Annotated in this window: 12 protein-coding genes; all 12 read right to left on the reverse strand. The window is 62.9% G+C overall.

The window, feature by feature from the left end; genetic code table 11:
- Positions 1 to 42: 42 nt before the first annotated feature.
- A complete protein-coding gene (locus GNZ12_RS00825; protein WP_172308571.1) occupies positions 43 to 1,233 on the reverse strand; it encodes an O-succinylhomoserine sulfhydrylase in 1,191 nt (396 codons plus the stop codon).
- A 303-nt stretch (positions 1,234 to 1,536) separates the two neighbouring features.
- Positions 1,537 to 3,084 carry an amidophosphoribosyltransferase gene (gene purF / locus GNZ12_RS00830; RefSeq protein ID WP_172308572.1) on the reverse strand — a complete coding sequence of 516 codons (1,548 nt, stop codon included), beginning with the start codon at positions 3,082 to 3,084 and terminating at the stop codon, positions 1,537 to 1,539.
- A 146-nt stretch (positions 3,085 to 3,230) separates the two neighbouring features.
- The gene (locus GNZ12_RS00835; RefSeq protein ID WP_172159762.1) at positions 3,231 to 3,725 is read right to left on the reverse strand and encodes a CvpA family protein; all 495 of its coding nucleotides are present in this window, start codon (positions 3,723 to 3,725) and stop codon (positions 3,231 to 3,233) included.
- Positions 3,726 to 3,732: 7 nt separating this feature from the next.
- Positions 3,733 to 4,650 carry an SPOR domain-containing protein gene (locus GNZ12_RS00840; RefSeq protein ID WP_172308573.1) on the reverse strand — a complete coding sequence of 306 codons (918 nt, stop codon included), beginning with the start codon at positions 4,648 to 4,650 and terminating at the stop codon, positions 3,733 to 3,735.
- A 29-nt stretch (positions 4,651 to 4,679) separates the two neighbouring features.
- Positions 4,680 to 5,990 carry a bifunctional tetrahydrofolate synthase/dihydrofolate synthase gene (folC, locus tag GNZ12_RS00845; protein ID WP_172308574.1) on the reverse strand — a complete coding sequence of 437 codons (1,311 nt, stop codon included), beginning with the start codon at positions 5,988 to 5,990 and terminating at the stop codon, positions 4,680 to 4,682.
- A gap of 153 nt (positions 5,991 to 6,143) precedes the next feature.
- Positions 6,144 to 7,016 carry an acetyl-CoA carboxylase, carboxyltransferase subunit beta gene (gene accD / locus GNZ12_RS00850; protein ID WP_074289018.1) on the reverse strand — a complete coding sequence of 291 codons (873 nt, stop codon included), beginning with the start codon at positions 7,014 to 7,016 and terminating at the stop codon, positions 6,144 to 6,146.
- An 80-nt stretch (positions 7,017 to 7,096) separates the two neighbouring features.
- A complete protein-coding gene (trpA, locus tag GNZ12_RS00855) occupies positions 7,097 to 7,909 on the reverse strand; it encodes a tryptophan synthase subunit alpha (RefSeq protein ID WP_097394835.1) in 813 nt (270 codons plus the stop codon).
- A gap of 33 nt (positions 7,910 to 7,942) precedes the next feature.
- Entirely contained in the window at positions 7,943 to 8,860 is a 918-nt protein-coding gene (locus GNZ12_RS00860; protein ID WP_172308575.1) for a DNA-methyltransferase, read from the reverse strand.
- Between the two features lie 11 nt (positions 8,861 to 8,871).
- Positions 8,872 to 10,065 (reverse strand): tryptophan synthase subunit beta, encoded by a 1,194-nt coding sequence (gene trpB / locus GNZ12_RS00865; protein ID WP_172308576.1) that lies wholly within the window; start codon positions 10,063 to 10,065, stop codon positions 8,872 to 8,874.
- A gap of 60 nt (positions 10,066 to 10,125) precedes the next feature.
- Positions 10,126 to 10,839 carry a phosphoribosylanthranilate isomerase gene (locus GNZ12_RS00870; protein ID WP_172308577.1) on the reverse strand — a complete coding sequence of 238 codons (714 nt, stop codon included), beginning with the start codon at positions 10,837 to 10,839 and terminating at the stop codon, positions 10,126 to 10,128.
- Positions 10,836 to 11,648, reverse strand: a complete 813-nt coding sequence (gene truA / locus GNZ12_RS00875) for a tRNA pseudouridine(38-40) synthase TruA (RefSeq protein ID WP_172308578.1) — start codon at positions 11,646 to 11,648, stop codon at positions 10,836 to 10,838. The genes GNZ12_RS00870 and truA overlap by 4 nt, the downstream gene beginning before the upstream one ends.
- Positions 11,645 to 13,668 (reverse strand): FimV/HubP family polar landmark protein (locus GNZ12_RS00880; RefSeq protein WP_172308579.1); only part of this gene is annotated, 2,024 nt, incomplete at its 5' end. The genes truA and GNZ12_RS00880, both read right to left, overlap by 4 nt.

A 13,668-nucleotide genomic window follows, 5' to 3' on the forward strand; every position in this document is an offset into this window, starting at 1 on the left:
GGCAGCCCGCGTTTCCTGCAGCGAGTGCACAGCGTGGCGTTATTAACCCGCCAAACCGCGCTCCAGATCGCCGCGAATATCGCCGGCGTTTTCCAGACCCACTGCGAGACGGATCAGCCCTTCCGTAATGCCCGCCGCCGCACGCGCCTCCGGCGTCACGCGACCATGCGTAGTCGTAGCCGGATGCGTGATGGTGGTACGCGTATCGCCGAGGTTACCGGTGATCGAGCAGATCTTCGTGCTGTCGATCACACGCCAGGCGTTCGCGCGCATCTGCTCAGGCGTTTCGCCCTTCAGTTCGAACGACAGGATCGCGCCGCCCGCCTTCTGCTGACGCATGGCCAGCGCGTGCTGCGGATGCGATTCGAGCCCCGGGTAGAACACGCGGTTCACGGCCGGATGCGTTTCGAGCCAGCGCGCGATTTCGAGTGCGTTCGCCGACTGCTTTTCAACGCGCAGTGACAGCGTTTCCATACCCTTGAGCAGCACCCACGCGTTGAACGCGGACAAGGTCGGCCCGGCGCTACGCACGAACGGGAACACCTTTTCCATGATGAACTTCTTCGAGCCGACCAGCGCGCCGCCGAGCACACGGCCTTGGCCGTCGAGGAACTTGGTAGCCGAATGCATCACGACGTCCGCACCGAGCTTCAGCGGCTGTTGCAGGGCCGGGCTACAGAAGCAGTTGTCGACCACGAATATCGCATTGGCCGCCTTGGCGATCTTGCTGATCGCTTCGATATCGGCGACTTCGGTCAGCGGGTTCGAAGGCGTTTCGAGGAAAAACATCTTCGTCTCTGGACGCACGGCGTTTTTCCACGCGTCCAGGTCGGTCGGATCGACGAAGGTCGTCGTGATGCCGAACTTGCTGAAGATCTGCGAGAACATGCCGAGCGTCGAACCGAACAGCGCTTGCGAGCTGACCAGATGGTCGCCGGCCTGCAGCACGGACATCACCACCGACATGATCGCGGCCATCCCCGAAGCCGTGGCCATGCACGCTTCGCCGCCTTCGAGCGCGGCCAGACGGTCCTGGAACATCGAGACGGTCGGGTTCGTGAAGCGCGAATAAGTGTAGTTGTCTTCGGAATTCTTGAATTTTTCGGCGGCGTCCGCGGCACTCGCGAAGACGAAGCTCGAGGTCAGGAAAATCGCTTCCGAATGTTCGTTGAAGTCGCTGCGCACCGTGCCCGAGCGGACTGCCAGCGTATCGAAGTTCAGGGAGTCGTCCATGTTAGTTCTGGTTTCCAATGTTCCGTGACTGGGTTTGGCATCTACCGCTCACGTGAAAAGCGCGCATAAGGCCAAACGGCAGTAACAAAAAAGCCCGCTTTTGCGTCGGCATAAGCGGGCTTCATGTGCGGGGAAAGCTGGAGCGGAGGCGGATGACTGCGGCTTTTCCACCATTCGCTTTAGCTGTTTTGGGTTGCCCCGCGTCCGCAAGCTGAGATCAAATCGACGCAAGCCATCATGCTAACACGCTCGCGGCGTGGCGTGCAGCGGACCACTGACATGGCACACCGCACGCGGGATCGTTCAACCGACCGACAATTGCAGATGCAGTTGCGAACGCGCCGGACCACCCTCGGCCGCGTCGCTCGCGGCGTCGCGGTCCGATTGCGAGGACGGTGCGAGACGCGCGGTTTCGATGCGGTCGAGGTATTCGGTGGTGACATCGCCGGTGACGTAGTTGCCATCGAAGCACGAGGCTTCGAATTCCTTCAGCGCCGGGTTGATATCGCGCACTGCCTGCTTCAGGGCGTCGACGTCCTGATAAACGAGATAATCCGCGCCGATCATGCGCGCGACTTCATCGTCCGTGCGGCCATGTGCGACGAGTTCACCGCGCGTGGGCATATCGATACCGTAGACGTTCGGGTACTTCACCGGCGGCGCCGCCGAAGCGAAGATCACCTTGTTCGCGCCGGCATCGCGTGCCATCTGCACGATTTCGTGCGAGGTGGTGCCGCGCACGATCGAATCGTCGACGATCAGCACGTTCTTGCCCTTGAACTCGATGCCCATGGCGTTCAGCTTCTGGCGCACCGACTTCTTGCGCATCGCCTGGCCCGGCATGATGAAGGTGCGGCCTACGTAACGGTTCTTGAAGAAGCCTTCGCGATACTCAACGCCCAGCTTCTTCGCGACCTGCATCGCGGCCGGACGGGACGAATCGGGAATCGGCATCACAACGTCGATCGGAACGTCGGGCAATTCGCGCTTGATCTTCTCAGCGAGGTAATCACCCATGCGCAGACGCACGTTGTAGACCGGCACGCCGTCGAGCACCGAGTCCGGACGCGCGAGATACACGAGTTCGAAAATGCACGGGTTCAGGCTCGGATTCGTCGCACATTGCTGCGCGTGCAAATTGCCTTCGAGGTCGATGAAAATCGCTTCGCCCGGCGCCACGTCACGCACGAACTCGAAACCGATACCTTCGATCGCGACCGATTCCGATGCCAGGATCCACTCGACGCCTTCCGCCGTTTCCTGCTTGCCGAGGCACAACGGGCGAATGCCGAACGGGTCGCGGAAAGCAAGCAGACCGTAGCCGGCGATCAACGAAACGATCGCGTACGAACCCCGCACCCGGCGATGCACACCCGACACGGCATTGAACAGCGCGGCCGGATCGAGTTGCAGGCTCGAACTGGACAGCTGCAATTCGTGCGCGAGCACGTTGAGCATCACTTCGGTGTCGGAATTGGTATTGATGTGGCGGCGATCGATGCGGAACATCTCATCTTTCAGCTGCTGCCAGTTGGTCAGATTGCCGTTGTGCGCGAGGATGATGCCGAACGGCGCGTTCACGTAGAACGGCTGGGCTTCTTCTTCGCTCGATGCAGAACCGGCGGTCGGGTAACGGACCTGGCCGATACCGGTGGTGCCGGGCAGGCTGCGCATGTTGCGCGTGCGGAACACGTCGCGCACCATGCCGTTGGCCTTGTGCATGTGGAAGTTGCTGCCGTTCGCTGTCGCGATGCCGGCGGCGTCCTGACCGCGGTGCTGCAGAAGCAGCAGGCTGTCATAGATCAGCTGATTGACCGGAGAGTGGGAAACTACGCCTACGATGCCGCACATGGCATGTCCTTCAAAGGTACGAAATTCGTAACGGCGGCCGGTGCCTGCGATGCTGCGCGAGGGTACGTGACGGTACGCGACGTTGCATAGAGGCAACCGGATTGCGCCGGAGTCCTGCGAACTTCCCGTGGCCACCCGCCTGATCGTCATACGCGGACGTAGGCAGCGAGCGTCTCGGGAAGCAGCGGTTTCATTACGTGCACGCCCTCGACCGCATAGGGCCGAAGCAAGGCGTTGCGCCAGAATTCCTGTTGGGGCAGTTCGGTCAAGCCAGCAAGGGCGACCAGAACCAGCACCAGAACGACCCCGCGCACGAGGCCGAACATCAAACCGAGCGAGCGGTCCACGCCGCTCAAGCCGGTTGCCTGCACAATGCGGCTCAGCAACGCGTTCAGCACGCTTGCTACCAGCACCACGCCGATCGCCACCAGCGCGAACGCCAGAAGCCACTGGGTTAGCGCGCCGCCCGGCCACGTGGCAGGGATAAACGGCACGACATAACCGACAAAGCGGCAAGCAATGAAAAACGCCGCGATCCAGCCGATCAGCCCGAATATCTCAGACAAAAAGCCGCGCCATGTGCCGCGCAAGGCCGACAAACCGATCACCGCTATTACAGCGTAGTCGAAGGCAGTGAACATCGCTCGCTTACTGTGCAGCGCCGCTGTTCGCGCCCGACGTCAAGCCGGCCTCACGAACCTTCGCAATGGCGGCGGTAGCCGCTGCACGGTCAGCGAACGGACCGGCGCGCAATAGCGTAAGCGTCGAGCCGTCGGCCTGTTTCCGATGTTCGGTATATGCGGGCACACCGGCCGCTTTCAACTTGGCAGCCCAATTACGCGCGTTGGCATCGTTCGCAAATGCGCCCAACTGGACGGCAAACCGGCTGCCCGGCGGCGATGCCGGCGTGCCGGAATTGGCGTCCGCGCCTGCAGCGGCAGTATTCGCGCTGTCTTCGCTCGGCGCCGGAACATTCGCCGCGCTTTGCGTGGCGGGTGCTTTGACCGGTTTGGCAGGTGCTTGCGCGACGGGTGCTGCCGGTGCCGTATTGGCGGCGACGGCGGCGGGCGCTTGCGGCTTCACAGCCGGTTTGGCCGCGGGTGCTGCGCTGGTCACCGCGCTCTGCTGCTTGACAGCGCCGGATTGGCCTTGCGTGGCTGCCGTTGTCGGCGCAAGGCCGGAAGCGGCAAGTGCCGCGTCAGGCACTGGGTTATCCGGTGCTACGCCGGCCTGCGTGTCTTCGTCGGTCTTGGCGACCTTCGGCGCGGGGCGACTTGGAATATCGATGGAAATGTCGTCAGTAACGGGCTTCGGATGCGAATCCAGCACCATGGGCAGGATCACCACCGCTGCGACGACCAGCGCGATCGCGCCGACGAGTCTGCGCCGCGCACGCTGCTTTTCAGGCAGCGTAGGGTCGAGCAGCATCGCATCTGCATCCACGGTGCGCTCCGTGCGGCGGGTTCGCCGCTCCACGCGCTCGCCACGGGCGGCCCGAGTGGAACTGGTGTTTGCGCCGCGCCGAGTAGGTGCGTCGTCTTTCTTGCCGAACGAGAAAATTCCCATGAATCGCTTGGTTCGAGCCTGGCGCCCGTTCAGTGTTGCTGCGATTTACGGTAGGCCATCACGCCTGCTACCGTATAGAAACTGCCGAAAACGACAATTCTATCATTCTCTGACGCTCGTTTTAGCGCGTCTTGGAATGCCTCTGCCGGCGATGCGTAGCGCGTCACGCTGCTATCGTGGCCGTCACTCACGCCCTGCTCGCGCAAGGCCGCCTCGAGTTCTTCCGCCGAACCCGCACGCGGAGTCGGCAGATCGGTCACGCACCAGTGGTCGATTTCGCCCTTCAGGTGTGCCAGTACGCCGGCAATGTCCTTGTCGCGCATCGCGCCGAACACGGCATAGGTGTAGGGGAAATAGCCCATGTTGCCGAGGTTTTGCGTCAGCACCGCGGCTGCGTGCGGATTGTGGCCGACGTCGAGCACGATGGCCGGCTTGCCGGGCAGCACCTGGAAGCGCCCCGGCAGTTCGACGTTAGCGAGACCAAGGCGGATGTCCTGCGCCGACACCGGCAATCGGTCGCGCAGCGCTTCAAGACCCGCAAGTGCCGCCGACGTGTTGATCAACTGATTCGCCCCGCGCAACGCCGGATAGGCGAGCGAGGAACGGCGCATCGTCGGGCCCACATAGCTCCATTGCTGGCGCTCGCTGCCCGCCTGTCCTTCGTAACGGAAATCGCGGCCGAACAGCCACAATTCTGCGCCGATCTTTTCGGCGTAGTCGATCAGCGTTTGCGGCGGCACCGGATCGGCGCAGATCGCTGGCTTACCCGGTCGGAAAATGCCGGCTTTTTCGAAGGCGATTTTCTCGCGCGTGTCGCCGAGATACTCGGTGTGATCGATATCGATGCTGGTGATGATCGCGCAGTCCGCGTCAAGGATGTTGACCGCGTCGAGGCGGCCGCCCAAGCCGACTTCGAAGATCACCGCGTCCAATCCGCGCGAGGCGAACAGGCTCATGATCGCCAGCGTCGTGAATTCGAAATAGGTCAGCGTGACCGGTTCGGCGAGGCTGAGGCGCGCCGCTTCCACCGCTTCGAAGTGCGGCAGCAGGTCCGAGTCGCTCGCCATTTCGCCGTTCACGCGTGCCCGCTCGTTGAACGACAGCAGGTGCGGCGACGTGTGGCAGCCCACCGTGAAGCCCGCGCGCAGCAAAATCGATTCGAGGATTGCGCAGGTCGATCCCTTGCCGTTCGTGCCGCCGACCGTGATGATCGGGCACGCGAACGACAACTGCATCGCGTCACGTACCTGGGAGATACGGCCCAAACCCATGTCGATGCCGACAGGATGCGCGGATTCAAGGTGCGTGAGCCACGCGTCGAGGGTGGGGAATGTGGTCATCGAGTGAATCTGAGCTGTGCTGCGTTGCGAGATCGTGATTATCCCGGAAATGACAGCGCGCCGCTTGATGACTCTCGCGGCGCGCTATTTTTTGACTGTTTTTCTGACGATGGCCACGCCTGACAGCGCGTGCCATGGCATGGATGCGAAGGCTTACGCCACTGCGTCCGCCGGCTGATGGCTCAACAGCGCCATCAATTGCGCGATTTCTTCACGCAGCTTGCGACGGTCGACGATCATGTCGACCGCGCCCTTTGTCAGCAGGAACTCGGCGCGCTGGAAGCCTTCCGGCAGCTTTTCGCGCACGGTCTGTTCGATCACGCGCGGGCCGGCAAAGCCGATCAGCGCCTTCGGCTCGGCGATCACCACGTCGCCCAGGAACGCGAAACTCGCCGACACGCCGCCCATGGTCGGGTCGGTCAGCACGGAAATGAACGGCAGCTTGGCTTCGGCGAGCTTGGTCAGCATGGCCGTGGTCTTCGCCATCTGCATCAGCGAGAGCAAGCTTTCCTGCATCCGCGCGCCGCCCGAAGCGGTGAAGCAGATAAACGGCACTTTCTGTTCGAGCGCGTTCTGTGCGCCGCGCGCGAAACGCTCGCCGACCACCGAACCCATCGAGCCACCCATGAACGAGAACTCGAAGCACGCGACCACCACCGGCAGCGTGTGGATGGCACCTCCCATCACGACCATCGCGTCGGTTTCGTCGGTGTCGTCCATCGCCTCTTTCAGACGATCCGGGTACTTGCGACTGTCTTTGAACTTGAGCGCGTCGACCGGGACGATTTCCTGGCCGATTTCGTAGCGGCCTTCCGGGTCGAGCAGGCCGTCGAGCCGCTCACGCGCGCCGATACGCATGTGATGGTCGCACTTCGGGCAAACGTGCAGATTGGCCTCGACGTCATTGCGGTACAGCACGGCTTCGCACGACGGGCACTTGATCCACAGCCCTTCCGGAATCCCCTTGCGGTTCTTCGGGTCGGTTTGTTTGATTTTCGGCGGCAGCAGCTTATCGAGCCAGCTCATATTGAATCCTTCTGGGGTCAGCGGTTGCGCAAACGGCGGGACGAACCCGCCGTTCACACTACAGCCGACAAAAATAACTGTTATCGGGCAGTCGCGACGCTATCGAGCGCCTCGCGCACTTCAGCGATGAAGCGCGTGAGCGTCTCGGCGGCGGTTTCGGGGGCCGCTTGTTCGAGCAATTGCACGATACGGCTGCCGATCACGACGGCATCGGACACTTCGGCCACCGAACGCGCCGTTTGCGCGTCACGAATGCCAAAACCGACGCCCACCGGCAGGGGTACGCGCGACTTGATGGCGGGGATTTTACTCGCGATGCTGGAAACGTCCAGATTTGCCGCGCCGGTCACACCTTTCAACGACACATAATAGACGTAGCCACTGGCGATTTTGCCGACTTCCGCAATGCGCTCATCCGTGGAGGTGGGTGCAAGCAAAAAGATCGGATCGATGCCAGCAGATCGCATCTGTTCAGCGAAGTTAACGCACTCTTCAGGCGGGTAGTCGACAACCAGCACGCCATCCACCCCAGCTTCTTTCGCCGCCTTGGCGAACGCTTCGGTGCCCATGCGCTCGATCGGATTGGCGTAGCCCATCAGCACCACCGGCGTCTTGTCGTCGGTTTCGCGGAAGCGCTTCACATCGGCCAGCACGTGACGGAGCGACACGCCATGCGCCAACGCGCGTTCGGACGACTGCTGGATCACCGGGCCGTCGGCCATCGGATCGGAAAACGGCACGCCAAGTTCGATCACATCGGCGCCGCCGGCGGCGAGCGCGTGCATGAATTCGACCGTGCGCGCCGGATCCGGGTCGCCAGCCGTCATGAACGGAATCAGGCCTTTCTTACCCTGGGCGGACAACGCGGCAAACGTGTTCTTGATACGGGACATGGAATATTCTCGGATTTTTAAGCTACTGCGCGCTTATTGCGCCTCGGTTTGCTGCTCAGCTTTGGCCGCATTTTTGCGGGTTTTGCGAGCGGCAGTGGGCGCCGACGCGGCCGCGCTAACGCGTTCGCGCGCTATCGCGCAGTAACTTTCATTGATCTCATAGCCGACGAATTCGCGCTGCTGCCGAGCGCAAGCGACTGCGGTGGTGCCGCTGCCCATGAACGGGTCGAGTACGCGCCCGCCCTTGGGACAACTTGCTAGCACCATCCGCTCGACGATTTCCAGAGGCTTCTGGGTCGGATGATCGACGCGTTCGGCATGTTGCCGATGCAGCCGGGATACCGACCAGACGTCCTTGGGATTATAGCCAAGCTCCAGCCACTTACTGCCTTCGAACAATTTCCGCGAACGCGCCTTCTTCGTGACGGCATCGTACGGGATGCGAACGGGATCGAGATCGAAAAAATAATCTTTCGACACCGCGAAAAAGCCGATGTTGTCGTGCACCGAGGTGAAACGGCGCACCGTTCCGCCCATGCTCGGCACGCGCCGGTCCCAGATGATCTCGTTGACCATCGTGAGTTGTGTCTTCAGGAAGCTGAAGATTTCCGGCGCGTACTGCCAGGTGCAGAAGATATACAGCGAACCCGACGGCTTGAGCTTCGGAATAGCCAGCTCGAGCCAGCCACGCGTCCAGGCGAGGAAATCCTCGCCGGAGCGCATGTCGGAGTCGTTGCCATAATCCTTGCCGAGCCCATAAGGCGGATCGCAAAGGATCAGGTCGATCGACCCGTCAGGAATGTTCGCTACATCGGTCAGAAAATCGCGGTTCAACAGCCTGATGCCGGCGGGCACCTGCGCTAACAAGGGTGCAGGCGCCTCGGCCGCCACTACCTCGGCGGCCGGGGTGGTTTCAAGCGCCGGTTGCGGCTCGTCGAACTCGTCGCGCATCGTCGCGGCGCTCAGAACTGAATGCCCGATCGCTCAGCGACCGTATGCATGTCCTTGTCGCCGCGGCCCGACAGATTGACCAGAAGGACCTTGTCCTTCGGCAGCGTCGGCGCGAGCTTCGCGGCGTAGGCCAGCGCGTGGCTGGACTCGAGCGCCGGAATAATGCCTTCGATGCGGCAGCAATCGTGGAACGCCTTGAGCGCCTCTTCGTCGGTGATGCCGACATATTGCGCGCGGTTGATGTCTTTTAGCCACGCATGCTCAGGGCCGACGCCCGGGTAGTCCAGACCGGCCGAGATCGAATGCGTCTCGATAATCTGACCATTCTCGTCTTGCAGGAGATAGGTGCGATTGCCATGCAGCACGCCCGGACTGCCGCCGATCAGCGAGGCCGCATGACGGCCGGATTCGATCCCGTCGCCCGCGGCTTCCACGCCGATCAGTTGCACCGAAGCGTCGTCAATGTACGGGTAAAAGATACCCATTGCGTTCGAACCGCCGCCAACGCACGCAATCACGGCGTCCGGCTGGCGACCGACCAGTTCAGGCATCTGCACCTTGCACTCGTCGCCGATCACGCGCTGGAAATCGCGCACCATCATCGGATACGGATGCGGTCCCGCCACCGTGCCGATGATGTAGAAGGTGTTTTCGACGTTGGTCACCCAGTCGCGCATCGCTTCGTTGAGCGCGTCCTTCAACGTGCGCGAGCCGGACGTCACTGGCACGACGGTCGCACCGAGCAGCTTCATCCGGTAGACGTTGGCCGCCTGGCGGCGCACGTCTTCTTCGCCCATGTAGACGATACATTCCATGCCGAAGCGCGCCGCGATGGTCGCGGTCGCCACGCCGTGCTGGCCGGCGCCAGTTTCCGCGATCACGCGCGGCTTGCCCATGCGCTTCGCGAGCAGCGCCTGGCCGATCACGTTATTGATCTTGTGAGCGCCGGTGTGATTCAGGTCTTCACGTTTGAGGAAAACCTGCGCGCCGCCGAGCATGTCGCTCCAGCGTTGTGCGTGATAAATGGGGGACGGACGACCCACGAAATACTTCAGTTCGCGCTCGTATTCGGCGACGAATTCCGGGTCTTTTTGAAATTTCTCGTACGCGGCACGCAGCTCATCGAGCGCGTGAACCAGCGTTTCGGCGACGAACACGCCGCCATACTGGCCGAAATGGCCTCTTTCGTCAGGCAAGTTATACATGGTGATCACTCTTCTCAGTGTGGCGCACGGCTTTCCTATGAGAAAACCGCGCCGCCTGAATCATTCAGCGTCCGCTGCGCGCACTGCGCGTACGAACGCCGCCATCCGGGCGTGATCTTTCACGCCCCTGGCGCCCGGCACTTCGATGCCGCTCGAGACATCGACCGCGTACGGGCGCACGCGATGGATCGCATCACTGACGTTTTGCGCGTTCAACCCACCACTCAAAACGGCCCGACGCGCGAGCTCTGCTGGAATAAGTGACCAATCGAAAACCTTCCCGCCGCCGCCATAGCCTTCGACATGGGTGTCGAACAGAAGGCCGCTGGCTGCTGAATAGTTAAGCGCTGATTTTACCAAATCTGCCGGTTGAGTATCCGCCGCGACTCGCAAGGCGCGCAACCAAGGCAAACCCGCAACGCCGGCGAGCGATTCACACTGCTCCGCGGTTTCGTCGCCGTGGAATTGCAGCAGCGTGAGCCCAACATTGCAGACGACTTCGCGAATCCAGTCCGGCGTTGCGTTCACGAACAAGCCGACTACCGACACGAACGGCGGCACGTCGTGCACTAATTCGACCGCCTGCGCAACGCTCACCGAACGCGGGCTCGGCGGATAGAACACGAGGCCGATCGCGTCGGCGCCGAGGTCGATCGCCAGCGACACGTCTTCCGGCTTTGACAGGCCGCACAGCTTGATACGCGTGCGATGCGGCGCGGCATGCTGTTGCGCGCGGGCGTTTGCTTCGGCCGCCAGATTATCAGTTGACTTCATGTTTGCTCTTGCTCGGTCCATACATTGCTCCACGGCACGCTGCCTGTTTGCGGCGCGGGCACGGCGAATTGCTCAGGATAGCCCACCTGCGCCAGGTACAGGCCGTCAGGCATGAAGGTTGGCGCGGCGCAGTCGCGATCGCGGCTGGCGAGCACCTCGGCCATCCAGTCGGCCGGATGGCGTCCCCGGCCAATATCGACAAGACAGCCCATCAGGTTGCGCACCATATGGTGCAAGAACGCGTTCGCCCGAAAGCGGAAATGAACGAAGTCGCCCTGTTGCCGCATGTCGATTTGATACAGATGTTTGACCGGCGTTTTCGCCTGGCATTGCGACGAACGGAACGCCGAAAAATCGTGTTCGCCGATCAGATGGGCGGCGGCGGCCCGCATGGCGTCGACATCGAGCGGCGTGTGCACCCAGCCGGCGCGCGTATCCTGCATCGGCGAGCGGAACGGATGGACGTACAGGACGTAGTAATAGGTCCGTTCGAACGCAGAAAAACGCGCGTGGAATTCGTCGGGCATCGGCTTGGCCCATTGCACGGCGATCGTCTTCGGCAGGAAGGCGTTGGTGCCGCGAATCCAAGAGAAATCCGTGCGATCGAGTTCAGTGTCGAAGTGCACGACCTGGCCGAGGCCATGCACACCCGTATCCGTGCGGCCCGCCACAACGGTTTGCACGGGCGTTTGCGCGAACTCGCGCAACGCCCGTTCGAGCTCGTCCTGCACGGTCTTGCCGTGCGGCTGCGACTGCCAGCCGCAGAATGCCGAGCCGTCGTACTGGACGCCTAGCGCAATACGCTTCACGACAACGGTGCGAGCGTCGAGAGCAGCGCGCGGGCGTCGGTGCGCGTGGCCGGATCGTTCGCTTCGATCACTTCGTTGATGAGCGCGCGCGCGCCGGACAGATCGCCGAGGTCGATATATTCGGCGGCCAGATCAAGCTTGTTGCGAGCGATGCGGCTGAGATCCGCCGGCGTGAAAGCGGGCAACGGCTGAGCCGGACTCGGTGGCAACTCGAGGTCGAAATCGAGCTTCAGCGCGCCGAAGCCGACCGCGCCCAAGCCCGCGACGGCCGCATGGCCTGCGGTGCCGGCGGAGATTTCATCGGCGATGTGCGGCGCGTCATCCGGATCGTGCGGCGCAATGGCTTGTTGCGCCGTGGTTTCCGGGGAGGCAACCGGCTGTGTCGACAGCGATGCGGGCGCGCTCACGGCCGTGTCGGTCAATTCGAGGCGCGGCGGCAAGGGCATGTCCAGACTGCTGAATGCATCGACGGCGTCGCGTGGAAACTCGGTCGGGGCGGCCAGCACGGGCTGAATTGGCGCGGCCGATGCCGGCTCGACATTCGGTGCGCCATCGGGCGTGCCGGTTTCGACTTGCTGATGCGACTGCGATTGCAGCTCATCAGACGGCTGATACGTCGGTTCGACGTGAGCCGCATCCTGTTGGGCCGCGGGCACGGCCGGCACAGATGTGTCGGGCACCGGATGTGCCGACGTGTCGCTGTGCGGCTGACCGAACGGCGAAGTCGTGTGCGGCTCGGCCTGCTGCGGCGTGAAATCGATGACCGGCGACGGGGTCTCGAGATGGTTCTGCGGCTCAGCAAGCGGTTCATCCATATGCTGTGGCGCGCTCGATACCGGTTCGTCGTCCCATTGCAGGCGGTGCGGAGGCACCTCTTGCTGGAAGGTCTCGCTGACCGGTTCAAGCGATGCCAGCGGCAAGGCTTCAGCACCGAGCTCCGCGGCGGCTGCAAGGCTCGCGGCCGTGGTCGCCCCGTCGAGGTCTTCGTGATGGGCTGCGGGAAGCGGTTCGGATGTGAAACCGCTTTGGGTGGTCGGTTCAATTTCCGAGATCGGTTCCGCAGGTTCGACGAAGGGAGCCGCCGGGTGGCTTTCCTGCCACGCGTGCTGGGACACATTGGTGTCTTGTGCGGGCAAATCTGTGTGCGGTTGGTGGGCAGCGGCTTCGTGTTCGGCTGCGGCGCGTTGTGCCGCGTCGTGATTTTCTGCCGCACGTTCAACCGCCGCTTGGTCCGCCTCCGCGCGTTCGGTTGCTGCGCGCTCTGCACGTTCTGTCTCTGCTGCCTCGCGCGCCGCCGCCTCGCGAATTTCCGCTTCGCGCTCCGCTGCGACGCGTTCCGCCATGTCCCGTGCTGCCGCATCACGTTCTGCGCCCTCACGGTCAGCCGCCGCCAGTGCCGCCGCATGCGCCGCTGCCACTTCGTGGTTCGAATCCGACGCTTCGCGCGGCGACACGACATCCTGCGACCCAGCCGCTCGCGCGGCAGCCGCCGCTGCGTCAGCCGCCAGCGAGCCTCCAGCCGCGGCAACACGCGCGCGCTTACGCCGACGCAGACGCAAAGCCGCCAGCAGCGCGACCAATGCCGCGCCAATCGCCGCCGCTATGCTCAAATTCGTCTGCGAGATGCCGACGTCGTTCGACGTGGAAGTCGCAGCGCCACCATGGCCGGCAACGGCCACCGCGGACGAAGCGCCCACCGAAGGCTGCGCACCGTTTGTAGCAGGCGTGACCGTCGCAGCCGGCGAACCGCCGATGCCGTGCTTCTGCAACTCCATCAGCACGCGGTTTTTCAGCGCAAGCAATTGCTGCAAGCTGGACACCTGCGCACGCGGTTGCGATGCCGGCTGTGCGGTCATAGCCGCCGACGCACCCTCTGCAGCCTCGCTAGCCGGGGACTGGATCGCTCCCGACCAGACATGCGCGCCGCTGGCCGGCAACGCACCCGCAGCCTGCGAACCCGCTTCGGGCGCCGCCGAGACCGCGCCAGGCACTGTCGTACTACCTGACGTCGCCGAGCTTG

The organism is Paraburkholderia solitsugae (genome assembly GCF_013177695.1).
Taxonomy (GTDB): Bacteria; Pseudomonadota; Gammaproteobacteria; order Burkholderiales; family Burkholderiaceae; genus Paraburkholderia; species Paraburkholderia solitsugae.

Bases quoted from the DNA above. Each gene is read 5' to 3' on its own strand.
- GNZ12_RS00825 (WP_172308571.1), bottom strand. From the start codon at position 1,233: ATGGACGACTCCCTGAACTTCGATACGCTGGCAGTCCGCTCGGGCACG.
- purF (WP_172308572.1), bottom strand. From the start codon at position 3,084: ATGTGCGGCATCGTAGGCGTAGTTTCCCACTCTCCGGTCAATCAGCTG.
- GNZ12_RS00835 (WP_172159762.1), bottom strand. From the start codon at position 3,725: ATGTTCACTGCCTTCGACTACGCTGTAATAGCGGTGATCGGTTTGTCG.
- GNZ12_RS00840 (WP_172308573.1), bottom strand. From the start codon at position 4,650: ATGGGAATTTTCTCGTTCGGCAAGAAAGACGACGCACCTACTCGGCGC.
- folC (WP_172308574.1), bottom strand. From the start codon at position 5,990: ATGACCACATTCCCCACCCTCGACGCGTGGCTCACGCACCTTGAATCC.
- accD (WP_074289018.1), bottom strand. From the start codon at position 7,016: ATGAGCTGGCTCGATAAGCTGCTGCCGCCGAAAATCAAACAAACCGAC.
- trpA (WP_097394835.1), bottom strand. From the start codon at position 7,909: ATGTCCCGTATCAAGAACACGTTTGCCGCGTTGTCCGCCCAGGGTAAG.
- GNZ12_RS00860 (WP_172308575.1), bottom strand. From the start codon at position 8,860: ATGCGCGACGAGTTCGACGAGCCGCAACCGGCGCTTGAAACCACCCCG.
- trpB (WP_172308576.1), bottom strand. From the start codon at position 10,065: ATGTATAACTTGCCTGACGAAAGAGGCCATTTCGGCCAGTATGGCGGC.
- GNZ12_RS00870 (WP_172308577.1), bottom strand. From the start codon at position 10,839: ATGAAGTCAACTGATAATCTGGCGGCCGAAGCAAACGCCCGCGCGCAA.